Source organism: Pseudomonas sp. TWI923, from assembly GCF_039673365.1.
Taxonomy (GTDB): domain Bacteria; phylum Pseudomonadota; class Gammaproteobacteria; order Pseudomonadales; family Pseudomonadaceae; genus Aquipseudomonas; species Aquipseudomonas sichuanensis.
Window position 1 is genome coordinate 1 of record NZ_JBDJLM010000079.1, and the last position, 23,080, is coordinate 23,080.

The following is a 23,080-nucleotide window of genomic DNA, read 5'->3' on the forward strand; positions in this document are numbered from 1 at the left end:
GGACCGGCCGGAAAGGGCTGCGCAGCAGCCCCGGCAATCTATGTGATAACGCAAATCCTGGGGCCGCTACGCGGCCCTTTCCGGCCGGTCCGGCGCCCCGGCAAGGCCGCTCCTACAAAAAACCTTCGACAATGAACTCGGCCATGCAATCGGTGATCGGCGACTGCTGTTGCGCGTTGCGCAGCAGCATCACATTGGCCATGTGCAGCTGCGGCAGGCCATCGTCCTCGCCAAGGATGCGCAGCTCGCCGCCGACCAGGCTGTGCAGTTGCGCGGTCACCGCCAGCCCGGCGCTGACGATGGCGAAGATCGCCGCCAGGCTGGGGCTGGTGTAGGCGATACGGTATTCGATGCCCTGTTGCTCCAGGGCATTGCAGGTCCAGGCGCGGCAGAAACAGTCGGTGTTGAACAGCGCCAGCGGCATCGGCCGCTGTTCCTGTGGGCAGTAGCCTCGGGCCGCCGCCCACACCAGCCGTTCCTGGCGCAGCAACTGGCCTATTTCATTGCCGGGTTCACGGGTGACGATGGTCAGGTCCAGATCCTGGCGCAGCATCAGCTGTTTCGACGAGTCGCAGTGCACCTCGACATGGATCAGCGGGTAGGCCTGGGCGAAGCGGGTGAGGATGCCGGGCAGGTAGCGCATGGCATAGTCGTCCGGGGTGCCGATGCGCACCACCCCGACCATGTGTGGCATGCGCAGGGTATTGAATACTTCGCCATGCAGCTTGAGGATGCGCCGGGCGTAACCCAGCAGCACCTCGCCCTCGGCGGTCAGGCGCACCTGGCGGCCGTCGCGCTCGAACAGCTGGCGCTGCAGGATGTCTTCCTCCAGGCGCTTCATCTGCATGCTGACCGCCGACTGGGTGCGGTTGACCACTTCACCTGCGCGGGTGAAGCCGCCTTGCTCGGCAATGGCGACGAAGGTGCGCAGCACGTCGGCATCGAGACTCTGATACTGGGACATTGCATCAATCTCCGAGATGCATGGCATCAGAAACATTCGTTGGATTGATCTTAGGCCTGGGCAGAGACTGAGGCCATCCACACGGAGGGCGTCAAGATGAAAGGTCATTTCAATGTTGCTCACCAGCCGGTATCGGCCCTTAACCATCTGCTGCACGATGCCGGCGGGCTGTTCCTGCGCTGGTACGAGTTGCACCGCCAGCGCGATGAATTGGCGCGCCTGAGCGATGCGACGCTGCACGACCTGGGGCTGTCGCGGGCGGATATCCAGCAGGAAGCCGACCGGCACTTCTGGGAAGACCCGCTGCGCAAGTGAGGGGGTAAGGCCTCGCCGGCCTCTTCGCGGCTAAAGCCGCTCCCACAGGAACACCGCTGCTTGCGGGCTAGCGGTGAACCTGTGGGGGCCGACCGGCACTTTTTGGAAGATCCGCTGCGCAAGTCAGGGGGTGAAGGCTTCGCCGGCCTCTTCGCGGCTAAAGCCGCTCCCACAGGAACACCGCTGCTTGCGGGCTAGCGGTGTTCCTGTGGGAGCGGCTTTAGCCGCGAATGCTATGGTGCAGACACAAGAAGGGTTGTAGATCAATCGGAGGTACAGGCTTTGCCCCTCGAACTGTCCATCCAGCAGGCCCGCCGCCTGGCGCTGTCCGCCCAAGGCTTCGGCAAGTCCCCCGATACCCCGGCCACGCTCGCCAGCCTCAATCGCACATTCCAGCGCCTGGGCGTGGTGCAGATCGATTCGGTCAATGCCCTGGTCCGTTCCCACTACCTGCCGTTGTTCTCGCGCCTGGGCGATTACCCACAGGCGGCGCTCGACCAGCTCGCCTGGGGCACGCGTCGCCAGCGCCGGCTGTTTGAATACTGGGGCCATGAAGCCTCGCTGCTGCCGCTTGCGCTGTACCCGCTGATGCACTGGCGCATGGCCCAGGCCCGTGAAGGCCGGGGCATCTATCGGCAGCTCGCGGCCTTTGGCCGTGATCGTCCCGAGGTGATTGCGCGCGTACTGGCGGCGGTGGCCGAGCGCGGCGCACTGGGCGCTGGCAGCCTGTCGACCCGCGAGGAACGCGCTGGCCCCTGGTGGGACTGGAGCGAAGAGAAACACGCGTTGGAATGGCTGTTCGCCGCAGGTGAGGTGACGGTGGCCGGGCGCCGCGGTTTCGAGCGCCTGTATGACCTGCCCGAGCGGGTGCTGCCCGCCGCCATTCTCGACCAGTCGGTGCCCAGCGAGGCCGAAGCCCATCAGGGCCTGATGCTGCATGCCGCCAACGCGCTTGGTGTGGCTACCGAGCAGGACCTGCGCGATTATTTTCGCCTTTCACCCCAGCACAGCAAGGCAGCCCTGGCCGAATTGCTGGCGGACGGGCGCTTGCAGGCCTGTTCGGTTCAGGGCTGCAAGCAACCCGCCTATCTGGCGGGCACGCCGCGCATCCCCCGGCGCATCCACACCAGCGCCTTGCTGTCGCCGTTCGATTCGCTGGTCTGGGAGCGCAGCCGCACCGAGCGGTTGTTCGACTTCCGCTACCGGCTGGAAATCTACACCCCGGCGCACAAGCGGGTGTACGGCTATTACGTGCTGCCTTTCCTGCACCGCGAGCGCATTGCCGCGCGCCTGGACCTGCGTGCCGAGCGCGCCCATGGGCGGCTGGCGGTGCACGCGGTGCATGAAGAAGAGCGAGGGTTGGACGAGGAGGGCTACCAGGCGCTGGCCATCGAGTTGCGGCGCCTGACCGCTTGGTTGGGGCTTGAGCAGGTGCAGCTCAACTGCCCTCGCGCCGAGGGCAGCCGGCTGCGTCAGGCATTGCTCAGCGGCGCACCTGCTTGAGGGTTTCGGCGATCAGGAAGGCCAGCTCAAGGGACTGGTCGGCGTTCATGCGCGGGTCGCAATGGGTGTGGTAGCGATCGGACAGGGCGTCTTCGGTGATCGGTCGGGCGCCGCCGATGCATTCGGTGACGTTCTGCCCGGTCATCTCGATATGGATGCCGCCGGCATGGCTACCTTCGGCCTGGTGCACCTGGAAGAACTGCTTGACCTCGTCGAGGATCTGCGCGAAGTCGCGGGTCTTGTACCCGCTGCTGGCCTTGATGGTATTGCCGTGCATCGGGTCTGAGCTCCACAGCACCTTGCGCCCTTCGCGCTCGACGGTACGGATCAGCCCCGGCAGGTGCGCGCCGACCTTGCCGGCGCCCATGCGCACGATCAGGTTGAGACGGCCCGGGTCGTTGTCCGGGTTGAGCACGTCGATCAGGCGGATCAGCTCTTCGGGGTCCATGCTCGGCCCGACTTTCACCCCGATCGGGTTGTGCACACCGCGCAGGAATTCGACATGGGCGCCGTCCAGCTGGCGGGTGCGGTCGCCGATCCACAGCATGTGTGCCGAGCAGTCGTAGTAGTCGCCGGTCAGGCTGTCGCGGCGCACGAAGGCTTCTTCATAGTTGAGCAGCAGCGCTTCGTGGGCCGTGAAAAAGCTGGTTTCGCGCAACTGGGGCGCGGTGTCCAGGCCGCAGGCACGCATGAACGCCAGGGTTTCGTCGATGCGGTTGGCCAGTTGGTGGTACTTGTCGGCCAGTGCCGAGTTGGCGATGAAGTCCAGGTTCCACTTGTGCACCTGGTGCAGGTCGGCGAAGCCACCCTGGGCGAAGGCGCGCAGCAGGTTGAGGCTGGCCGTGGCCTGGTGGTAGGCCTGCAGCAGGCGCTCGGGGTCGGGCACGCGGCTGGCGGCGTCGAAGCCGATGCCGTTGACGATATCGCCGCGGTAGGCGGGCAGGGTGACGTTGCCGATGGTTTCATCGTTGGCCGAGCGCGGCTTGGCGAACTGGCCGGCCATGCGCCCGACCTTGACCACCGGGCAGCCGGCGGCGAAGGTCATGACGATGGCCATCTGCAGCAGCACCTTGAAGGTGTCGCGGATCTTCGCCGCCGAGAACTCGGCGAAGCTTTCGGCACAGTCGCCGCCCTGGAGCAGGAAAGCCCGGCCTTCGGTGACCTCGGCGAACTGCCGGCGCAGTTCACGGGCCTCGCCGGCGAACACCAGCGGCGGATAGCTGGCCAGCGTCTGCTCCACCTTCAGCAGGTGGGCGGCGTCCGGGTAGACGGGTTGCTGCTGGATCGGCAGGGCGCGCCAGCTGTCAGGGCTCCAGGGTTGGGTCATCACGGGCTCTATCTATAAGTGTCGGTTCAGGCGTAGCTGCCATGGTACAGCCGCCGACGTGCTTGTTGCACCACCGGCATTGGCGGACAATGCGCGTTTTGCGCAGGCGGTGGTGGGATGGCGACGGAGCGGGAAGAGCGGCTGCTGGCACGGGTGGAGGACGCCTTTGGCGTCATCAGCGTGTACGAGGTGGAGGACTACCGCTTCCTCGAGTTCGGCGACGCCATCGAGCAGAGCTGCACCTTTACCGCCGACCCCAGCTGGCTGGAGTACGACTACACCCGCGCCATGCTGGTCGGCGCGCTGTGTCATGAACAGCCCGAGAGTGCGCTGTTCCTCGGCCTCGGCGCCGGTACCCTGACGCAAGCGTGCCTCAAGTACCTGCCGCTGGACGATGTCGAGGCCATCGAGCTGCGCCCCGACGTGCCGCGCCTGGCCATGGAGTTCATGGGCCTGGACGATGACCCGCGGTTATACGTGCGGGTGGGGGATGCCATGGAACTGCTGCCGACGGCGGAAAAGGCCGACCTGGTCTTTGTCGACCTCTATACCGACCATGGTCCCGGTGTTGGCCACCTGGCCTGGACGTTCCTGGAGAACTGCCAGAAGCAGCTCAACCCGGGTGGCTGGCTGGTGATCAACCAGTGGGCCAGCGATGACGGCAGGCCACTGGGTGCCGCCTTGCTGCGCGGGCTATACCACCGCCATTACTGGGAGTTGCCGGTGAAGGAGGGCAACGTGATCCTGCTGGTGCCAGCCGATCTGGATCAGCAGTTGGACATCGACAGCCTGCGCGCCCGTGCCGAGGCGCTGGCGCCTCGCTTGGGCTACTCGCTGGAATACCTGATCAAGGCGGTGCGGCCGGCTACCTGAAAACCGCGTCGTCTTCTTCGCGGGTAAACCCGCTCCCACAGAGGCTGTGGAGTTCCGAGCCAGTGCTGACCTGTGGGAGCGGGTTTACCCGCGAAGAGGCCGAGACGGATGTAAAAGGGAATCGATTCAGCCCGCCCGGTTCGATGGCCCGATACTGGCCTTTCCTTCAGAAATATTTCTCACGGTTCTCACCGAATTCGTATATAGTACGCGCCGGTCTTTTAGCGGGCCGCAAATCAGGTGGTGCAAATCCTCCGAACCCAGCTTCGGCTGCGCGTCCGCTAGTCGGACTTTCCCAAGACGTTCCCATTTTCAATCGTTTTCGCAAATCCCCGCCGCCAAAGCTGCCTGGGTGACCGTTTGGTCTTTCAAGGCATGTGCAGCTTTGGAGCATGGGTCTTTGCGGATGCACCTAGAGGCAGACCCATGACCCAGGAAACCGGCGGATTCGCCGCTCTCGAACTCAATCCGAATATTGTTGCTGCCGTCGTGGCCACCGGCTACGAAGAGCCGTCGGCCATTCAGCAACAGTCGATCCCGATCATCCTCGCCGGTCACGACATGATCGGCCAGGCGCAGACTGGCACCGGCAAGACCGCTGCCTTCGCCCTGCCGATCCTCAACAAGATCGACGTGAGCAAGCGCGAACCGCAAGCCCTGATCCTGGCGCCAACCCGTGAGTTGGCGCTGCAAGTTGCTACCGCTTTCGAAACCTACGCCAAGCAGATGCCGGGCGTTAACGTGGTGGCTGTATACGGTGGTGCCCCGATGGGCCCACAACTGCGTGCCATCCGTAACGGCGCGCAAATCGTCGTCGCTACCCCTGGCCGTCTGTGCGACCACCTGCGTCGCGACGAGAAAGTCCTGTCCACCGTGCAGTACCTGGTACTGGACGAAGCGGACGAGATGCTCAAGCTCGGTTTCATGGACGACCTCGAAGTGATCTTCGATGCCATCCCGGCCTCGCGCCAGACCGTGCTGTTCTCCGCCACCCTGCCGTCTTCGATCCGTTCGATCGCCGAGCGCCATCTGCGCGAGCCGAAGCACGTCAAGATCCAGAGCAAGACCCAGACCGTCACCGCGATCGACCAGGCCCACCTGATGGTCCATGCCGACCAGAAGATCCCGGCTGTTCTGCGCCTGCTGGAAGTGGAAGAGTTCGACGCGCTGATCGCCTTCGTGCGTACCAAGCAAGCCACCCTGGACCTGGCCGCCGCGCTGGAAGCCAAGGGTTACAAGGCTGCCGCACTGAACGGTGACATCGCCCAGAACCAGCGTGAGCGCGTGATCGACTCGCTCAAGGATGGCCGCCTGGACATCGTCGTCGCTACCGACGTCGCTGCCCGTGGCCTGGACGTACCGCGCATCACTCACGTGTTCAACGTTGACATGCCGTACGACCCGGAGTCCTACGTGCACCGTATCGGCCGTACCGGCCGTGCCGGTCGCGAAGGCCGTGCGCTGCTGCTGGTCACCCCGCGTGAGCGCCGCATGCTGCAGGTCATCGAGCGTGTTACCGGCCAGAAGGTCGCCGAAGCCCGCCTGCCTAACCCGCAAGCCGTGCTCGATGCGCGCATCAAGAAGCTGACCAAGAGCCTGGCGCCGCTGGTGGCCGAGTCCGAGGCCAGCCACGGCGAGTTGTTCGACCGCCTGACCGCCGACCTGGGTTGCAGCGCGCGTGCACTGGCTTCGGCCCTGCTGCGCAAGGCCACCAATGGCCAAGCCCTGGACCTGGCTTCGGTGGAGCGCGAGCAGCCGCTGGTGCCGACCCACAGCCCGCGCGAGCGCAGCACCGGTGAGCGTGGCGAGCGTGGTGAGCGTAGCGAGCGCAGTGGTGACCGCGAGCGTCGTGCGCCGATGCCGCTGGCCGAAGGCCGCGTGCGTTGCCGTACCGCCCTGGGTGCCCGTGACGGTATCGCCGCCAAGAACCTGCTGGGCGCGATCCTCAACGAAGGTGGCCTGGCGCGTGACGCCATCGGCCGCATCCAGGTACGCGACAGCTTCAGCCTGGTCGAGCTGCCGGAAGATGGCCTGGAGCGTCTGCTGACCAAGCTCAAGGACACCCGCGTAGCCGGTAAGCAGCTGAAGCTGCGCCGTTACCGCGAGGATTGATCCTGGCGCTGCAATGAAAAAATCCCCGGCCTTGGTCGGGGATTTTTTTTGCCTGCACCGACCTCTTCGCGGGTAAACCCGCTCCCACAGGTACAGCGCTAAGTTGAAATCCGGCGCAATACCTGTGGGAGCGGGTTTACCCGCGAAGAGGTCCTTCAGTCGAACCGATAGATATCCATCCCCAGCGCCCCCAGGGTAAAGCCCTGGTGCACGATGCCGAAGCGCTCACCTGACCCCATGGCGAAGTACAGCGGCAACAGATGCTCATCGCTGGGGTGGTTGCGCACCGCGAATGGTGCCTGGTGCCGGTACTCCAGCAGCGCCGCTTGGTCACCGGCTCGCAGGCGCTCCACCACCCAGTCACGAAACGCCAGCGCCCAGGGCTCGATGGTCTCTGGCCCGGCATGCCAGTCGAGCTCGCCAAGGTTATGGGTAATGCTGCCCGAGCCGACCAGCAGGATGCCTTCCTCGCGCAGTGCCGACAGTGCCTGGCCGACCTTAAGTTGCAGGGCGGGGCCAGCCTGGCTGGGCAGCGACACCTGGATCACCGGGATATCCGCCGCCGGGTACATCAGCGACAGCGGCACCCAGGTGCCATGGTCGAAGGGGCGTTTGTCGTCCAGCTTGGCGCCCAGCAGATCGGCCACTCGGCGAGCCAGCGCAGGCTCGCCCGGTGCCGGATACTGCACGGCATAAAGGGCCGGCGGGAAACCGTGAAAGTCATGCCAGGTCTGGGGCTGGGGGTTGCTCGTCACCAGCAGCTCGCGGCTTTCCCAGTGGGCCGACACCACCACGATCGCCTTCGGGCGGGGCAGGGCGCGGGCCAGGGCGGCCAGGGCCGGGCCGCTGGCGCCAGGTTGCAGGGCGAGCATGGGCGATCCATGGGAGATGAACAGGCTGGGCAACATGGCGAGGTCCTGGCAGGTAAGATGCTGTCATCTTCGATCAGGAAACGATCGAGATCCAATATAAGTTTTTACGGCTAAATATCGAAAAACCGGGAGGAATCATGGAGCCAGCGTTCTGGCACAAGCGGTGGGCGGACAACCAGATCGGCTTTCACCAGCTCCAGGTGAACCCGTACCTGCAGGCGCACTGGCCGGCGTTGGGCCTGGCCGTCGGGGCTCAGGTGCTGGTGCCCTTGTGTGGCAAGAGCCTGGACCTGCTGTGGCTGGCTGCGCAGGGCTATCGGGTGCTTGGCGTCGAGCTGTCGCGGCGGGCGGTGGAAGACTTCTTTGTCGAGCACGGGCTGCTGGCCGAGGTTTCCCAGCGGGGCGCTTTCGAGGTGTGGCGCTGTGGCGAGATCGAGCTGTGGTGCGGGGATATCTTCGCGTTGAAGGCCGAGGATGTGGCCGGCTGCACCGGGCTTTACGACCGGGCGGCGCTGATTGCCCTGCCGCCCCGGATGCGCGAGCGCTATATGGCGCTGCTGGATGATTTGCCAGCCATCGGCAAGGGCTTGCTGGTGACGCTGGACTACGACCAGTCGTTGATCGACGGGCCGCCGTTTTCGGTGGGGGATGGCGAGGTGCGTCAGGGGTTTGCGGGTTGGCAGGTTATGGAAGCCGAGCAGGTGCAGATTCTCGCAGACAGCCCGAAGTTTCAGAGCGCTGGTGTACCGAGCCTGGTGGAGCGGGTCTACCGGATAGCCCGTTGACTGCGACGGTGGCTGCTCCGGCCCCATCGCCGGCAAGCCGGCTCCCACAGGGTAAGCGCAAGGCTTGGGCTGATGCGTTCGCAGTGGGAGCCGGCTTGCCGGCGATGAGGCCGGTACGGCCACCATGCAGGAATAAAAAAGGGCGACCGAAGTCGCCCTTTTCGCCCAAGCCCTGGATCAGCCGCGGCGGCGCAGTGCGTCGATGCGGTCTTCCAGTGGCGGGTGGCTCATCAGCAGGCCGGCCAGGCCGTGCTTGAGGCCGCCGTTGATGCCGAAGGCCTTCATGGTATCGGGCATGTGCACCGGCAGGCCCTGTTCGCTGCGCAGGCGCTGCAGGGCACCGATCATCGCGCCGGTACCGGCCAGGTGGGCGCCGGCTTCGTCGGCGCGGAACTCGCGGCGGCGCGAGTACCACATGACGATGATGCTGGCGAGGATGCCCAGCACCAGCTCGGCGACGATGGTCGCCACGAAGTAGGCGATACCGTGGCCTTCTTCGTTCTTGAAGATCACCCGATCGACAAAGTTGCCGATGATGCGGGCGAAGAACATCACGAAGGTGTTCACCACGCCTTGCACCAGCGCCATGGTGACCATGTCGCCATTGGCCACGTGGCCGATTTCGTGGGCCAGTACCGCACGCACTTCATCGGGCGAGAAGCGCTCGAGCAGGCCTTGCGATACCGCGACCAGCGCGTCGTTGCGGTTCCAGCCGGTGGCGAAGGCGTTGGCCTCGTAGGCCGGGAAGATACCCACTTCGGGCATCTTGATGCCGGCTTCGCGGGACAGCTCTTCGACGGTCTGCAGCAGCCACTGTTCGTGGCGGGTGCGCGGCTGGCTGATGATCTGGGTGCCGGTGCTCATCTTCGCCATCCACTTGGAGATGAACAGCGAGACCAGCGAACCTGCGAAACCGAACACGGCGCAGAAGACCAGCAACTGGCCCAGGTTGAGGTCAACCCCGTTGGCGGCCATGAACCCGTTGAAGCCGAACAGGCTCAGGGTAATGCTTGCAACCAGCACCACCGCGAGGTTGGTGGCTACAAACAACAGAATGCGCATCATGGTTGTCACGTTCTCCTGACGGATAAGATTGTTGCGTACTGCGGGGGTATATAAGGGGGAGGCCTGGCGGTTTCAACCGGTCGACTATTTCAAACTGTGTACGCGGGGAGTATGGCAGAGGATGCCGGAGAGGCTGTGGGAGAGAGCGTTGCAGGATGTAAGAATGAATCGCCTGTAGGAGCGGCCTTGTGTCGCGATAGGGCTGCGTAGCAGCCCCGACGATTTTGCATGATGCCAAGATCCTGGGGCTGCTGCGCAGCCCTATCGCGACACAAGGCCGCTCCTACACAACGCGGAGCGCGTTACTGCGAGTAGGTGCGCAGGAAGTTGCCGATTCGGCCGATCGCCTGCTCCAGGTCATCCACCCGTGGCAGGGTGACGACGCGGAAGTGGTCCGGCCACGGCCAGTTGAACGCCGTGCCCTGGACGATCAGCAGCTTCTCCGAGAGCAGCAGGTCGAGGGCGAATTTCTCGTCGTTGAAGATCGGGCACACCTTGGGGTCGATACGCGGGAACGCGTACAGCGCGCCCATCGGCTTGACGCAGCTCACGCCGGGGATGTCGTTGAGCAGTTCATAGGTGCGGTTGCGCTGCTCCAGCAGGCGGCCAGGAGGCAGTACCAGGTCATTGATGCTCTGGTAGCCGCCCAGGGCGGTCTGGATGGCGTGCTGGGCCGGCACGTTGGCGCACAGGCGCATGTTGGCCAGCATGTCGATGCCTTCGATGTAGCTCTGGGCATGTTGCTTGGGGCCCGAGATGATCAGCCAGCCGGAGCGGAAGCCTGCCACGCGGTACGACTTGGACAGGCCGTTGAAGGTCAGGCACAGCAGGTCCGGGGCCAGCGACGCAGTGCTGATGTGCACGGCTTCGTCGTAGAGGATCTTGTCGTAGATCTCGTCGGAGAACACCACCAGGTTGTGCTGGCGCGCCAGTTCCAGCATGCCCAGCAGCAGCTCCTTGGAGTACACCGCGCCGGTGGGGTTGTTCGGGTTGATGATCACCAGGGCCTTGGTGTTCGGGGTGATCTTGGCCTTGATGTCTTCGAGGTCAGGGAACCAGTCGGCCTGCTCGTCGCACAGGTAATGCACCGGCTTGCCGCCGGCCAGGCTCACCGCGGCGGTCCACAGCGGGTAGTCGGGGGCCGGGATCAGCACTTCGTCGCCGTTGTTGAGCAGGGCCTGCATCGACATCACGATCAGCTCGGACACGCCGTTGCCCAGGTAGATGTCCTCGATGGTGACGCCTTCGATTTCCTTCTGCTGGCAGTACTGCATCACCGCTTTACGCGCGCTGAACAGGCCTTTGGAATCGCTGTAGCCCTGGGCGGTGGGCAGGTTGCGGATGACGTCCTGGAGGATTTCGTCCGGCGCCTCGAAGCCAAACGGCGCCGGGTTGCCGATGTTCAGCTTGAGGATGCGGTGGCCTTCCTCTTCCAGACGTTTGGCGTGCTTGAGCACCGGGCCGCGAATGTCGTAGCAGACATTGGCGAGCTTGTTCGATTTGCTGAACTGCATGATGGGATCCTGGTTGGACAAGGCGCGGCGCGCCGCCGGTGAAAGGTTTGAAAAGGGCGAGGCGCATGCCAGACTGGCTGGCTTGGAAAGCCAACTAATATACGTTCCACCCGCGCCATAAATAAAGACGGTGCGAGGTGAAATTCAGCCTGCCGAGGTCCCTTCATGCAAAAGATCGACAAGACACTGGACGAGTGGCGCGCCATGCTCGACCCCGCCCAGTACCAGGTGTGCCGCCTCAAAGGCACCGAGCGGCCGTTCAGCGGCAAGTACAACAGCGAGCGGCGCGACGGTATCTACCACTGCATCTGCTGCGACCTGGCGCTGTTCGACGCCAAGGCCAAGTTCGACTCCGGTTGCGGCTGGCCGAGCTTCTACCAGCCAATCGAAGAGGCCGCGATGATCGAGATCCGCGACACCTCCCACGGCATGATCCGCACCGAAGTCACCTGCGCGCAATGCGACGCCCATCTGGGCCACGTGTTCCCTGACGGCCCGCCACCGACCGGCCTGCGCTATTGCATCAACTCGGTGTGCCTGGACCTCAAACCCCGCGATTGAAGGAGCAAACGCATGGCCGATGCACTGCTGGACATCCCCTGTGTCACCCTCGGTGGCGAGCAGAAAGTGCTGGGCGATTTCGCCGGCAAGGCGCTGCTGGTGGTCAACACCGCCAGCCAGTGCGGTTTTACCCCGCAGTACAAGGGCCTGGAGCGCCTGTGGCAGGACTACCGCGAGCAAGGGTTGGTGGTGCTGGGCTTCCCCTGCAACCAGTTCGGCAAGCAGGAGCCGGGCGATGCCCGCGAGATCGCGCAGTTCTGCGAGGTCAATTTCGGCGTGAGCTTCCCGCTGTTTCGCAAGGTCGAGGTCAACGGCCCAGGCGCCCACCCGCTGTTCGCCGCGCTCAAGCAGCGTGCCCCGGGCCTTTTGGGTTCGCAGAAGATCAAGTGGAACTTCACCAAGTTCTTGCTCGATCCGGCCACCGGCAAGGTCATACGCTACGCGCCGACCACCAAGCCCCAGGCCCTGGAGGCCGACATCGAACGTTTGCTCAAGCGCTGAGCGGCACCCAATGATCGATCAGCGCCAGTAACTCTTCGCGGCGGAACGGCTTGGCCAGATAGTCGTTCATGCCGGCGGCGCGGCAGCGTTCGCGCTCCTCGGGCATGGCGTTGGCGGTCAGGGCGACGATGGGCAGTTCCGGCCAGCGTCCGCTCTGGCGGATGCGCCGGCTGGCTTCGTAGCCGTCCATCACGGGCATGTTGCAGTCCATCAGCACCAGGTCGAAGGTTTCCTGCTCCAGAAACTCCAGGGCTTCGGCGCCCTGGGCGGCGACCTGCACCTGGCAGCCGAGCTTGCCCAACAAGCCCTTGGCCACCAACTGGTTCACCGGGTTGTCCTCGACCAGCAGGATGCGCGCCCGACGTTCCTGTGCCAGCGACACCTCATGGGGCAGTGGGGCGTTGGTCTCGCCCTGCAGGGTGCGGCGCAGGGTGTGATAGAGGGCGTTGCGCGCCAGGGGGCGGGCGAGTTGCTGCAGGGGGGCCAGTTGCGTGGCCTGCTCGCTGGGCAGGAAGCTGCCGTAGGCGGTCACCAGCAGGATCGGCGCCTGGATGCTTGGGCGCAGTGCCAGTACCGGGTCCAGGTCATCGGTGATCAGCAGGTCGACGACCCCGTTGAGTTCGCTGGCCGCGTCGATCCGCACGTAGTCCAGCCCCCAGCCCGGCAGCAGCCCTTGCAGCAGCTCGGCCAGGCCGCTGCCGGCATTCGTCAGTGCCGCCACGCGCCCGGCCAGCGGCGCTGGCGGGATCGCCTCGGTGTGGGCGGGCAGCGGCAGGTCGGCGCTGAAGCGGCTGCCAAAGCCGGTTTCCGACTGAATGTGCAGGCGGCCCTGCATGGCCTTGCACAGGTTGTGGGTCAGGGCCAGGCCCAGGCCGGTGCCGCCATACTGGCGGGTGATGCCCGCGCCAGCCTGGGTGAAGGGTTGGAAGATGCGCGCCTGGGCCTCCTCGGGGATGCCGATGCCGGTGTCGCTGACCTCCAGGCGTACGCCACCGACGATGCACGACAGGCGCAGGTCGACGCGCCCGAAGCGGGTGAACTTGAGCGCGTTGGACAGCAGGTTGCTGACGATCTGCCTGACCCGAGTGGGGTCGCCGAGCACGCTGCTGGGGAAGTTCGCGCTGATCAGGCAGGTCAGCTCGACGCTGGCCGCGGCGTTCTGCGACAGCAGGTTGGCGGTGTCTTCGAGCATTGCCCCAAGGTCGAAGGGGATGCGTTCGAGCTCCAGCTGGCCGGCGTCGAACTTGGACAGATCGAGAATATCGTTGAGCAGTTCCACCAGCACTTTGCCCGAGTCGTGGGCGATTGACAGCTGCTGGCGTTGTTCGCCGGCCAGGGGGCTGTCCAGGGCCAGGGCGATCATGCCGAGCATGCCGTTGAGCGGTGTGCGGATTTCGTGGCTCATGTTGGCCAGGAAGGCAGCCCGCGCCTGGGCCATGCCCAGGGCACGCTGACGCGCTTCGTCGAGCTCCTGGTTGGACTGGCTCAGGCGATTGTTGCTGGCCTTGAGCTCGTTGGTGCGGGCCGAGACGATGTCTTCCAGTTCGTTGAGGTATTGCGTCAGGCGGTTCTCGGCGTTGCGCCGCTGCTGGATCTCGGTGGCCATGCTGACGAACTGCTGGTTGGCGACCTTGACCAGCACGCCGATCTCGTCGTTTTCATGGCCCTTGGGGCAGTCCACCCGGGTTTGCCGCGGCGTGCGCGCATCGCCACCGCTCAAGGCACTGATCACCGTGACCAGCGGTTTGGTCAGCATCAGGTAGAACAGCGCCAGGAGGATGCCGGTGAGCACCAGGCTGCGGGCGAAACCGTTGAGCAGGGTAACCCCGGCGCGGTCGAGGAAGCGCCCGCCGAAGGCAAAGGTGTCGACGTCCAGGTACAGGGTGCCCAGGTACTCGCCGGGCATGTGCGCCAGGTACAGGCGGTCCTGGAACTGGCGCTGCTCGCCGAACAGGAAGTCCGACAGCGGTCGGTAGCGGCTTTCCAGCCTGGGGCGCTCGGTGTCGGCCAGTACCGTGTCGTTGTTGTCGATCAGGCGGGCGCGCAGCAGCGCCGGAGATTTGAGCAGGCCACCGGTGAGTTCCTGGGCCAGCTCGGTGTCGATGTTGTAGGCAATCCGTGAGGCGGTGTCGTGGCTGATCTTCAGCAGCGCCTGAATTTCACGGTTGATGGACGCGTCTTCGCTGGCATAATCGATGCCGATCTGGATGAGACTGAGCAATGTTCCCAGGATGAAGCCGACCAGGACTGTCAACCGGGCTTGCTTGTATGACAGGCGATTGGTGAACTTGATATCCATGGGTCCCAAGCCGGTGATGTGCTCCGTGCGCTGCGCAAGCATAGCCGATCAGCCCTGGCTGCTGGCGGGTCTGTCAAACATTCAGCCTTGACTGCCATCGCGGGGCAAGCCCGCTCCCACGCCTTCACTACCTGGCGTGGGAGCGGGCTTGCCCCGCGATGAGGCAGCCGTCGCCGATCGACTTTTTCACGTGTATGATCGCGCGCGCTCGCACCCTGGGCCGCACCGATGTGGCCCCCGCCCTACTCCCAGGATTGATTCATGCTCAAGGCTCTGCGTTATTTCGGCTGGCCCCTGCTCACCGGCGTATTGATCGCCTTGCTGGTTATCCAGCGTTTCCCGCAATGGGTCGGCCTGCCCAGCCAGGACGTCAACCTGCAGCAGGCCCCGCAGACTACCCGGATCATGCAGGGCCCGGTCTCCTATGCCGATGCCGTGACCCTGGCCGCCCCGGCGGTGGTCAACCTGTACACCACCAAGGTGGTCAACAAGAGCGCCCACCCGCTGTTCGAAGACCCGCAGTTCCGGCGTTTCTTCGGCGACAACCTGCCCAAGCAGCGGCGCTGGGAATCGAGCCTGGGTTCGGCGGTGATCATGAGCCCCGAGGGCTACCTGCTGACCAACAACCACGTCACCAGTGGTGCCGACCAGATCGTCGTGGCGCTCAAGGATGGCCGCGAAACCCTGGCCCGGGTCATCGGCAGTGACCCGGAAACCGACCTCGCGGTACTGAAGATCGACCTCAAGAACCTGCCGGCGATCACCATCGGTCGTTCGGACAACATCCACATCGGCGACGTCACCCTGGCCATCGGCAACCCCTTCGGCGTCGGCCAGACCGTGACCATGGGCATCATCAGCGCCACCGGCCGCAACCAGCTGGGCCTGAACAACTACGAAGACTTCATCCAGACCGACGCGGCGATCAACCCGGGCAACTCTGGCGGCGCGCTGGTCGATGCCAACGGCAACCTGGTGGGCATCAACACGGCAATCTTCTCCAAATCCGGCGGTTCGCAAGGCATCGGCTTCGCCATTCCGGTCAAGCTGGCGCTGGAGGTGATGAAATCGATCGTCGAGCACGGCCAGGTGATCCGTGGCTGGCTGGGCATCGAAGTGCAGCCGCTGAGCCAGGAGCTGGCCGAGTCGTTCGGCATGCAGGGGCGCCCGGGCATCGTCGTGGCGGGGATTTTCCGCGATGGCCCGGCGGCACGTGCGGGGCTGCAGTTGGGGGATGTGATCCTCAGCATCAACGGCGAACCGGCCGGCGATGGCCGCAAGTCGATGAACCAGGTGGCGCGGATCAAGCCTACCGAGAAGATCACCATCGAAGTGGTGCGCAATGGTCAGCAACTGAAGCTGATCGCCGAGGTGGGGCTGCGGCCACCACCGGCGCCGGTGGCCGCAAAAGAAGAGAACTAAGACTACACAGACCGCCCTGTAGGAGCGGCCTTGTGTCGCGATGGGAAGCGTAAGCGGCCCCAGGTTTTCAGCTTCGCAGCACATATCCCCGGGGCCGCTACGCGGCCCATCGCGACACAAGGCCGCTCCTACAGTTGACCGCGTCAGCCGCTGCAAAAAGGGCTGCAAAGCAGCCCTTTTTTCATCAATGCAGGATCTGGCTCAGGAACAACTTGGTCCGGTCACTGCGCGGCCGGTCGAAGAACTCGTCCGGCGCCGCCTGCTCGACGATCTCGCCCTTGTCCATGAAGATCACCCGGTTCGCCACGGTGCGGGCAAAGCCCATCTCGTGGGTCACGCAGAGCATGGTCATGCCGTCCTCGGCCAGGCTGACCATGGTGTCGAGCACTTCCTTCACCATCTCCGGGTCGAGCGCCGATGTCGGTTCGTCGAACAGCATGATCTTCGGTTTCATGCACAGCGCCCGGGCAATCGCCACGCGCTGCTGCTGACCACCGGACAACTGCCCCGGGTACTTGTGCGCCTGCTCTGGAATACGCACGCGCTCCAGGTAGTGCATGGCGATTTCCTCGGCCTTGCGCCGCGGCATCTTGCGTACCCACATGGGCGCCAGGGTGCAGTTCTCGAGGATGCTCAGGTGCGGGAACAGGTTGAAGTGCTGGAACACCATGCCTACCTCGCGGCGGATCGCCTCGATCTGCTTGAGGTCGTTGGTCAGCTCCACGCCGTCGACGACAATGCGCCCCTGCTGGTGCTCTTCCAGGCGGTTGAGGCAGCGGATGGTGGTCGACTTGCCCGAGCCGGACGGCCCGCACAACACGATGCGCTCACCCTGGCGCACGTTCAGGTTGATGTCCTTGAGCACATGGAACTGGCCGTACCACTTGTTCACGCCCTGCATCTGGATGATGCCTTCGGGGCCGGCAGGCTGCTTGATCGCTTCACTCATTTCGAAACTCCTAACGCTTGTGGCCAGTGTCCAGCTTGCGCTCCAGGTGCATGGAGTAGCGGGACATACCGAAACAGAAAATCCAGAACACCAAGGCGGCGAACACGTAGCCCTCGGTCGCCATGCCCAGCCAGGCAGGGTCGGCAGCCGCCTGCTTGACGCTGTTGAGCAGGTCGAACAGGCCGATGATGATCACCAGGCTGGTGTCCTTGAACAGGGCAATGAAGGTGTTGACGATGCCGGGGATCACCAGCTTGAGCGCCTGGGGCAGGATCACCAGGCCCATCGCCCGCCAGTAGCCCAGGCCCATGGCCGCGGCAGCTTCGTACTGGCCCTTGGGGATGGCCTGCAAACCACCGCGCACCACCTCGGCGATGTACGCCGACTGGAACAGGATCACGCCGATCATCGCCCGCAGCAGCTTGTCGAAGCTCATGCCCTCGGGCAGGAACAGCGGCAGCATCACCGAGGACATGAACAGCACGGTGATCAGCGGCACGCCGCGCCAGAACTCGATGAAGGTGACACAGACCACCTTAACTGCCGGCATGTTCGAACGGCGCCCCAGGGCCAGCAGGATACCCAGCGGCAGCGCACCGACGATGCCGACCGTGGCGATCACCAGGGTGAGCATCAGGCCGCCCCACTGGTTGGTGGGTACGTTGGCCAGGCCCAGGTAGCCGCCATGCAGCAGGGTGTAGGCCAGCACCGGGTACAGCACCAGGAAGCCCAGCCCGTAAACGGCCTTGCGGGGGAAGCGCTTGATGAACAACGGTGCGGCGCCGAGCACCGCGAGCCAAACGGTCAGGTCGACGCGCCAGCGCAGCTCGCTGGGGTAGTAGCCATACATGAACTGGCCAAAACGCTGCTGGATGAACACCCAGCAGGCGCCGTCCTTGGTGCAGTCGGCACGGGTGGTGCCGACCCAGTTGGCATCGATGAACGCCCATTGCAGCAAGGGCGGCACGATCAGCCACACCAGGTACAGGGCGAACAGCGTCAGCAGGGTGTTCAGCCAGCTGGAGAACAGGTTGGCCCGCATCCAGGCGAGCACGCCGATGGTCTTCACCGGTGGCGGCATGTCAGGTTTGAAAACATGAGCTGTCACGGAAGTACCCTCACCGTTCGATCAGCGCAATGCGCTTGTTGTACCAGTTCATCAACAGCGAAATGCTGATGCTGATGGCGAGATAGACGCTCATGGTGATGGCGATCACCTCGATGGCCTGGCCGGTCTGGTTGAGCACGGTACCGGCGAACAGCGAGACCATCTCCGGGTAGCCGATGCCGGCAGCCAGCGACGAGTTCTTCGCCAGGTTCAGGTACTGGCTGGTCAGCGGCGGAATGATCACCCGCAGCGCCTGAGGGATGATCACCTTGCGCAGCGTCGGGCCTTCGCGCAGGCCGAGCGAGCGGGCCGCTTCGGTCTGGCCATGGCTGACCGAGCGAATGCCGGAGCGCACGATTTCAGCGATGAACGCTGCGGTATAGATCGTCAGTGCCAGGGTCAACGCCAGCAGTTCGGGGATCAGCACCCAGCCACCGACGAAGTTGAAGCCCTTGAGCTGCGGCACTTCCCAGTGCACCGGGCTGCCGAACAGCAGCGCGCAAACGCCAGGGATGCCGACCAGCAACAGCAGGCCGACCCAGAACTTGTGGAACGGCTGGCCGGTCTCGTCGAAGCGCTTGTTGGCATGGCGCACCATCAGCACGATGGCGACGATTGCCAGCGCCAGCGCCGCCGCGAACGGCCAGAAGCCCTCGGCCATCGAGGCACCGGGCATGTTCAGGCCACGGTTGCTGATGAAGAATGTGTCGTCGATATTGATGCTGCCCCGCGGCCCCGGAAGGGTGAGGAACACCGCGAAGTACCAGAACAGGATCTGCAGCAGCGGCGGGATGTTGCGGAAGGTTTCCACGTATACCGTCGCCAGCTTGTTGATCATCCAGTTCTGCGACAGCCGTGCCACGCCGATGATGAAGCCCAACAGCGTCGCCAGGATGATGCCGATGAAGGTCACCAGCAGGGTGTTGAGCAGGCCGATGACGAACACCCGGGCATAGCTGTCCGATTCCACATAGGGGATCAGGTGCTGGGCAATGCCGAAGCCGGCACTGCGCTCGAGGAAGTCGAAGCCCGAGGTGATGCCCCGGTGCTGCAGGTTGGTCTGGGTGTTGTGGAACAGGTACCAGCCCAGGCCGGCCACGAAGACCACCGTGACGATCTGGAACAGCCACGCGCGCACACGTGGATCGCTAAGGGAAAACCCTTTCCGTGCGCCGATTTGATTTTGCATGAAGTGCCCCGAAAAGAAGGGAGTCGAACGACCTGCGGCGGCAGGATACCGCCGCAGGGTGCAGGCATCAGCGCACTGGCGGTGCGTACTGGATGCCGCCGTTGTTCCACAGGGCGTTCAGGCCGCGGTCGATCTGCAGCGGGGTTTCCTTGCCCAGGTTCTTCTCGAACACTTCGCCGTAGTTGCCGACCTGCTTGACGATCTGTACCACCCAGTCCTTCGGCAGCTTCAGGTCCTTGCCGTACTCGCCGTCGGCGCCGAGCATACGGGCGACGTCGGGGTTCTTGGTGGCCTTGGCTTCGGCCTCGACGTTCTTCGAGGTGATGCCCATCTCTTCGGCATTGAGCATGGCGAACAGGGTCCACTTGACGATGCTGAACCACTCTTCGTCGCCTTTGCGCACCACCGGGCCCAGCGGCTCCTTGGAGATGGTTTCCGGCAGTACCACGTATTCGGTCGGCGCGGCCAGCTTGGAGCGCTGTGCGTAGAGCTGCGACTTGTCGGAGGTCAGTACGTCGCAACGGCCCGACTCCAGCGACTTGGCGCTCTCGTCGGAGGTGTCGAAGGTGATCGGGGTGTACTTCAGGCCATTGGCGCGGAAGTAGTCGGAGACGTTCAGTTCGGTGGTGGTACCGGCCTGGATGCAGATGGTGGCGCCGTCGAGCTCCTTGGCGCTGGAAACGCCGAGCTTCTTGTTCACCAGGAAGCCGATGCCGTCGTAGTAGGTGACGCCGGCGAACACCAGGCCCATGCCGGCATCGCGCGAGCTGGTCCAGGTGGTGTTGCGCGACAGCACGTCGACTTCGCCGGACTGCAGCGCAGTGAAGCGTTCCTTGGCGTTGAGCTGGCTGAACTTGACCTTCTTGGCGTCGCCGAACACGGCGGCGGCCACGGCGCGGCAGACATCGGCATCGATACCGACGATGTTGCCTTTGGCGTCAGGGACCGAGAAACCTGGGAGACCATCGCTCACGCCACACTGGACGAAGCCCTTCTTCTGCACCGCGTCGAGGGTGGCGCCGGCCTGGGCGAAGCTGGTGGCGCCCAGCGCAGCGGCGGCGGTCAGGACTGCCAGGGTGGTTTTCAACATCTTCATCAACAACCTCCAAATCGCTCTTGTTGTACGAGCCGGAATTGCACCGCACCCTTATGAGGCGCATCCGACCCCGTGTTGGCTTGTTTTTGGGTCAATTGGCGCAATGAGCTGTTCTATGACAGCCTTTATATCCACACGAGGGGTGTTACCGTGACTGGCCCACTCCTTCGCATGACAAGGTCGTAGCAAAGGGCGTACCACAGTTGCTGGCTTAAGCGATTAAGCGGGCGTCAAGTAGGAAAAGTTGTAGAGTTGCGACATCTTTTTCTGGCATTAACCTCCACCGCCTTCTTTTTACGCACTCATTACGTACGCACGCACTTTTTCGGAGCAGTCATGACCAACCCGCTGATTCTCGAACCCCAGAACACCGCCGACGCCTGTGTGATCTGGTTGCACGGCCTGGGGGCCGACCGTTACGACTTCCTACCGGTGGCCGAGTTTCTCCAGGAGCGCCTGCTCAGCACCCGCTTCGTCATGCCCCAGGCCCCTACCCGCCCGGTGACCATCAACGGCGGCTATGAAATGCCCAGCTGGTACGACATCAAGGCCATGACCCCGGCACGGGCCATCGACGAAGCGCAGCTTGAGGAGTCGGCCGGGCAGATCATCGCGCTGATCAAGGCCGAACAGGCCAAGGGCATCAACCTGTCGCGGATCATCCTGGCGGGCTTTTCCCAGGGTGGCGCCGTGGTGCTGCACACCGCTTATATAAAGTGGCAGGAAGCCCTGGGCGGGGTGATCGCCCTGTCCACCTACGCCCCGACCTTCACCGACAGCCAGCAACTGAGCGCCTGCCAGCAGCGCACACCCGCGCTGTGCCTGCACGGCGTGCATGACCCGGTGGTGATCCCATCGATGGGCCGCACGGCGTTCGAGTACCTCAATACCTGGGGTGTGGCCGCGCAATGGCACGAATACCCAATGGAACACGAGGTGGCGGTGGCCGAGCTGAACGATATCCACGACTGGCTGAGCCGCCAGTTGCAGTGAGCCTGTAGCCGCCCGAGCATTGCACTACGCCGCGCCCGATTCTTGCATTACACTGCCCGGCGTACATTCCTTAACCAGTTGACGAGACGATCGTGCTCAAGGCACTCAAGAAAATATTCGCCAAGGGAGACGCCGCGCCGCCAGCCGCCGAGCCCGTCGCCGTGACCCCGCCCGCGCCGGCACCGCAACCGGCCGCAGAAAATACTGCGCCGCGCGCCAGCGCCAAGCCCAAAGCCGCGCCGGCCGCCGCCGACAAGCCGGCCACCGAGCCAGTCCGCGCGCAGCAGCCCGCCACGCCAAAGCCACGTCGCGAGCGCAAACCCAAACCCCAGGCCAGCCTGTGGAAGCCCGAAGACTTCGTGGTCGAGCCGCAAGAGGGCAAGACCCGCTTCCACGACTTCAAGCTTTCCAACGAGCTGATGCATGCCATCCACGACCTCGGGTTCCCATATTGCACGCCGATCCAGGCCGGCGTACTGGGCTACACCCTGCGTGGCCAGGACGCCATTGGTCGGGCCCAGACCGGCACCGGCAAGACCGCCGCGTTCCTGATCTCGATCATCTCGCAGCTGCAGCAGACCCCACCGCCCAAAGAGCGCTACATGGGCGAACCGCGCGCGCTGATCATCGCCCCGACCCGCGAACTGGTGGTACAGATCGCCAAGGACGCCGTGGCCCTGACCAAATACAGCGGCCTGAACGTGATGAGCTTCGTCGGCGGCATGGACTTCGACAAGCAGCTCAAGGCCCTCGAAGCCCGCCACTGCGACATCCTGGTGGCCACTCCGGGCCGTCTGCTGGACTTCCAGCAGCGTGGCGAAGTGCACCTGGACATGGTCGAGGTGATGGTGCTGGACGAAGCCGACCGCATGCTCGACATGGGCTTCATCCCCCAGGTGCGGCAGATCATCCGCCAGACCCCGCCGAAGAGCGAGCGCCAGACCCTGCTGTTCTCCGCCACCTTCACCGACGACGTGATGAACCTGGCCAAGCAGTGGACCACCAACCCGGCCATCGTCGAGATCGAACCGGAGAACGTCGCCAGCGAAACCGTCGAGCAGCACGTCTACGCGGTGGCCGGCAGCGACAAGTACAAACTGCTGTACAACCTGGTCACCCAGCACAAATGGGAACGGGTGATGGTGTTCGCCAACCGCAAGGATGAAGTGCGGCGCATCGAGGAAAAACTGGTGCGCGACGGCATCAACGCCGCCCAGCTTTCCGGCGACGTGCCGCAGCACAAGCGCATCCGTACCCTGGAAAATTTCCGCGAAGGGCGCATCACCGTGCTGGTGGCCACCGATGTGGCCGGCCGTGGCATCCACATCGACGGCATCAGCCATGTGATCAACTTCACCCTGCCGGAAGACCCGGATGACTACGTGCACCGCATTGGCCGGACTGGCCGCGCGGGTGCCGAGGGTGTGTCGATCAGCTTCGCCGGTGAGGACGACTCCTACCAGTTGCCGGCGATCGAGGAACTGCTGGGGCGCAAGATCAAGTGCGAAATGCCCCCGGACGAGCTGCTCAAGCCGGTGCCGCGCAAAGGGCACTGAGGCGACTGTCACACTTATTGGGGCTGCTCTGCAGCCCTTCGCGGGTCAAGCCCGCTCCCACAGGCGACTCCTGTGG

19 protein-coding genes and 1 pseudogene are annotated in these 23,080 nt (G+C 64.3%); 10 read left to right on the forward strand and 10 right to left on the reverse strand.

What is annotated here, in order from left to right:
* Nucleotides 1-112 precede the first annotated feature (112 nt).
* Nucleotides 113-964 (reverse strand): LysR substrate-binding domain-containing protein, encoded by an 852-nt coding sequence (locus tag ABE459_RS21995; protein WP_125463190.1) that lies wholly within the window; start codon nt 962-964, stop codon nt 113-115.
* Nucleotides 965-1,060: 96 nt separating this feature from the next.
* Here ABE459_RS21995 and ABE459_RS22000 point away from each other — a divergent pair, with 96 nt between their 5' ends.
* Together ABE459_RS22000 and ABE459_RS22005 are read left to right on the forward strand one after the other, a co-directional pair.
* The gene (locus ABE459_RS22000) at nt 1,061-1,279 is read left to right on the forward strand and encodes a DUF1127 domain-containing protein (protein ID WP_125463191.1); all 219 of its coding nucleotides are present in this window, start codon (nt 1,061-1,063) and stop codon (nt 1,277-1,279) included.
* A gap of 282 nt (nt 1,280-1,561) precedes the next feature.
* Nucleotides 1,562-2,782, forward strand: coding sequence for a winged helix-turn-helix domain-containing protein (locus tag ABE459_RS22005; protein WP_346648136.1), 1,221 nt, complete (start codon nt 1,562-1,564; stop codon nt 2,780-2,782).
* On the opposite strand, the gene ABE459_RS22010 is transcribed toward ABE459_RS22005, so the two are convergent.
* Entirely contained in the window at nt 2,763-4,109 is a 1,347-nt protein-coding gene (locus tag ABE459_RS22010) for a 3-deoxy-7-phosphoheptulonate synthase class II (protein WP_110996494.1), read from the reverse strand. The two genes, ABE459_RS22005 and ABE459_RS22010, sit on opposite strands and share 20 nt — an antisense overlap.
* A gap of 117 nt (nt 4,110-4,226) precedes the next feature.
* On the opposite strand from ABE459_RS22010, the gene ABE459_RS22015 reads away from it, so the two are divergent.
* A complete protein-coding gene (locus tag ABE459_RS22015; protein WP_258645568.1) occupies nt 4,227-4,982 on the forward strand; it encodes a spermidine synthase in 756 nt (251 codons plus the stop codon).
* 392 nt (nt 4,983-5,374) lie between these two features.
* Nucleotides 5,375-7,094, forward strand: a pseudogene (locus ABE459_RS22020) (DEAD/DEAH box helicase).
* A 155-nt stretch (nt 7,095-7,249) separates the two neighbouring features.
* Here the strand turns inward: ABE459_RS22020 and ABE459_RS22025 are convergent.
* Complete coding sequence (locus tag ABE459_RS22025; protein WP_323830896.1) at nt 7,250-8,002, reverse strand: class III extradiol ring-cleavage dioxygenase; 753 nt, start codon at nt 8,000-8,002, stop codon at nt 7,250-7,252.
* A gap of 101 nt (nt 8,003-8,103) precedes the next feature.
* On the opposite strand from ABE459_RS22025, the gene ABE459_RS22030 reads away from it, so the two are divergent.
* Nucleotides 8,104-8,751, forward strand: coding sequence for a thiopurine S-methyltransferase (locus ABE459_RS22030; RefSeq protein ID WP_323830897.1), 648 nt, complete (start codon nt 8,104-8,106; stop codon nt 8,749-8,751).
* Nucleotides 8,752-8,928: 177 nt separating this feature from the next.
* Here ABE459_RS22030 and htpX read toward each other — a convergent pair whose 3' ends face one another.
* Nucleotides 8,929-9,816, reverse strand: coding sequence for a protease HtpX (gene htpX / locus ABE459_RS22035; RefSeq protein ID WP_125463197.1), 888 nt, complete (start codon nt 9,814-9,816; stop codon nt 8,929-8,931).
* Nucleotides 9,817-10,118: 302 nt separating this feature from the next.
* A complete protein-coding gene (locus ABE459_RS22040; protein WP_125463198.1) occupies nt 10,119-11,330 on the reverse strand; it encodes a pyridoxal phosphate-dependent aminotransferase in 1,212 nt (403 codons plus the stop codon).
* A gap of 165 nt (nt 11,331-11,495) precedes the next feature.
* Between ABE459_RS22040 and msrB the strand changes: the two genes are divergently transcribed.
* Together msrB and ABE459_RS22050 are read left to right on the forward strand one after the other, a co-directional pair.
* A complete protein-coding gene (gene msrB, locus ABE459_RS22045) occupies nt 11,496-11,891 on the forward strand; it encodes a peptide-methionine (R)-S-oxide reductase MsrB (RefSeq protein WP_110996440.1) in 396 nt (131 codons plus the stop codon).
* 12 nt (nt 11,892-11,903) lie between these two features.
* Entirely contained in the window at nt 11,904-12,392 is a 489-nt protein-coding gene (locus ABE459_RS22050; RefSeq protein ID WP_125463199.1) for a glutathione peroxidase, read from the forward strand.
* Here the strand turns inward: ABE459_RS22050 and ABE459_RS22055 are convergent.
* Entirely contained in the window at nt 12,382-14,733 is a 2,352-nt protein-coding gene (locus tag ABE459_RS22055; RefSeq protein ID WP_323830898.1) for a response regulator, read from the reverse strand. The genes ABE459_RS22050 and ABE459_RS22055 overlap by 11 nt on opposite strands.
* Before the next feature lie 219 nt (nt 14,734-14,952).
* On the opposite strand from ABE459_RS22055, the gene algW reads away from it, so the two are divergent.
* On the forward strand, nt 14,953-16,113 hold the full coding sequence (gene algW, locus ABE459_RS22060; RefSeq protein WP_125462690.1) for a Do family serine endopeptidase AlgW: 1,161 nt from the start codon (nt 14,953-14,955) through the stop codon (nt 16,111-16,113).
* Between the two features lie 184 nt (nt 16,114-16,297).
* Here the strand turns inward: algW and ABE459_RS22065 are convergent, their stop codons facing one another.
* From ABE459_RS22065 to ABE459_RS22080, 4 genes are all read right to left on the reverse strand, one after another.
* Complete coding sequence (locus tag ABE459_RS22065; RefSeq protein ID WP_125462688.1) at nt 16,298-17,062, reverse strand: amino acid ABC transporter ATP-binding protein; 765 nt, start codon at nt 17,060-17,062, stop codon at nt 16,298-16,300.
* 10 nt (nt 17,063-17,072) lie between these two features.
* Entirely contained in the window at nt 17,073-18,170 is a 1,098-nt protein-coding gene (locus tag ABE459_RS22070; protein ID WP_125462686.1) for an amino acid ABC transporter permease, read from the reverse strand.
* Nucleotides 18,171-18,180: 10 nt separating this feature from the next.
* A complete protein-coding gene (locus ABE459_RS22075) occupies nt 18,181-19,359 on the reverse strand; it encodes an amino acid ABC transporter permease (RefSeq protein ID WP_125462685.1) in 1,179 nt (392 codons plus the stop codon).
* Between the two features lie 67 nt (nt 19,360-19,426).
* The gene (locus ABE459_RS22080) at nt 19,427-20,455 is read right to left on the reverse strand and encodes an amino acid ABC transporter substrate-binding protein (protein ID WP_125462684.1); all 1,029 of its coding nucleotides are present in this window, start codon (nt 20,453-20,455) and stop codon (nt 19,427-19,429) included.
* A 336-nt stretch (nt 20,456-20,791) separates the two neighbouring features.
* On the opposite strand from ABE459_RS22080, the gene ABE459_RS22085 reads away from it, so the two are divergent.
* The gene (locus ABE459_RS22085; RefSeq protein WP_125462683.1) at nt 20,792-21,448 is read left to right on the forward strand and encodes an alpha/beta fold hydrolase; all 657 of its coding nucleotides are present in this window, start codon (nt 20,792-20,794) and stop codon (nt 21,446-21,448) included.
* A gap of 92 nt (nt 21,449-21,540) precedes the next feature.
* Entirely contained in the window at nt 21,541-23,004 is a 1,464-nt protein-coding gene (gene rhlB, locus ABE459_RS22090) for an ATP-dependent RNA helicase RhlB (protein ID WP_125462682.1), read from the forward strand.
* The last annotated feature ends 76 nt before the right edge of the window (nt 23,005-23,080 follow it).

What these genes read in the sequence shown, in the direction of transcription:
- ABE459_RS22055 (WP_323830898.1), bottom strand. Translation starts at nt 14,733, where the DNA reads ATGCTTGCGCAGCGCACGGAGCACATCACCGGCTTGGGACCCATGGAT.
- ABE459_RS22085 (WP_125462683.1), top strand. Translation starts at nt 20,792, where the DNA reads ATGACCAACCCGCTGATTCTCGAACCCCAGAACACCGCCGACGCCTGT.
- algW (WP_125462690.1), top strand. Translation starts at nt 14,953, where the DNA reads ATGCTCAAGGCTCTGCGTTATTTCGGCTGGCCCCTGCTCACCGGCGTA.
- ABE459_RS22050 (WP_125463199.1), top strand. Translation starts at nt 11,904, where the DNA reads ATGGCCGATGCACTGCTGGACATCCCCTGTGTCACCCTCGGTGGCGAG.
- ABE459_RS22065 (WP_125462688.1), bottom strand. Translation starts at nt 17,062, where the DNA reads ATGAGTGAAGCGATCAAGCAGCCTGCCGGCCCCGAAGGCATCATCCAG.
- ABE459_RS22000 (WP_125463191.1), top strand. Translation starts at nt 1,061, where the DNA reads ATGAAAGGTCATTTCAATGTTGCTCACCAGCCGGTATCGGCCCTTAAC.
- ABE459_RS22010 (WP_110996494.1), bottom strand. Translation starts at nt 4,109, where the DNA reads ATGACCCAACCCTGGAGCCCTGACAGCTGGCGCGCCCTGCCGATCCAG.
- htpX (WP_125463197.1), bottom strand. Translation starts at nt 9,816, where the DNA reads ATGATGCGCATTCTGTTGTTTGTAGCCACCAACCTCGCGGTGGTGCTG.
- ABE459_RS22075 (WP_125462685.1), bottom strand. Translation starts at nt 19,359, where the DNA reads ATGCAAAATCAAATCGGCGCACGGAAAGGGTTTTCCCTTAGCGATCCA.
- ABE459_RS22030 (WP_323830897.1), top strand. Translation starts at nt 8,104, where the DNA reads ATGGAGCCAGCGTTCTGGCACAAGCGGTGGGCGGACAACCAGATCGGC.
- ABE459_RS22080 (WP_125462684.1), bottom strand. Translation starts at nt 20,455, where the DNA reads ATGAAGATGTTGAAAACCACCCTGGCAGTCCTGACCGCCGCCGCTGCG.
- ABE459_RS22040 (WP_125463198.1), bottom strand. Translation starts at nt 11,330, where the DNA reads ATGCAGTTCAGCAAATCGAACAAGCTCGCCAATGTCTGCTACGACATT.
- msrB (WP_110996440.1), top strand. Translation starts at nt 11,496, where the DNA reads ATGCAAAAGATCGACAAGACACTGGACGAGTGGCGCGCCATGCTCGAC.
- ABE459_RS22025 (WP_323830896.1), bottom strand. Translation starts at nt 8,002, where the DNA reads ATGTTGCCCAGCCTGTTCATCTCCCATGGATCGCCCATGCTCGCCCTG.
- ABE459_RS21995 (WP_125463190.1), bottom strand. Translation starts at nt 964, where the DNA reads ATGTCCCAGTATCAGAGTCTCGATGCCGACGTGCTGCGCACCTTCGTC.
- ABE459_RS22015 (WP_258645568.1), top strand. Translation starts at nt 4,227, where the DNA reads ATGGCGACGGAGCGGGAAGAGCGGCTGCTGGCACGGGTGGAGGACGCC.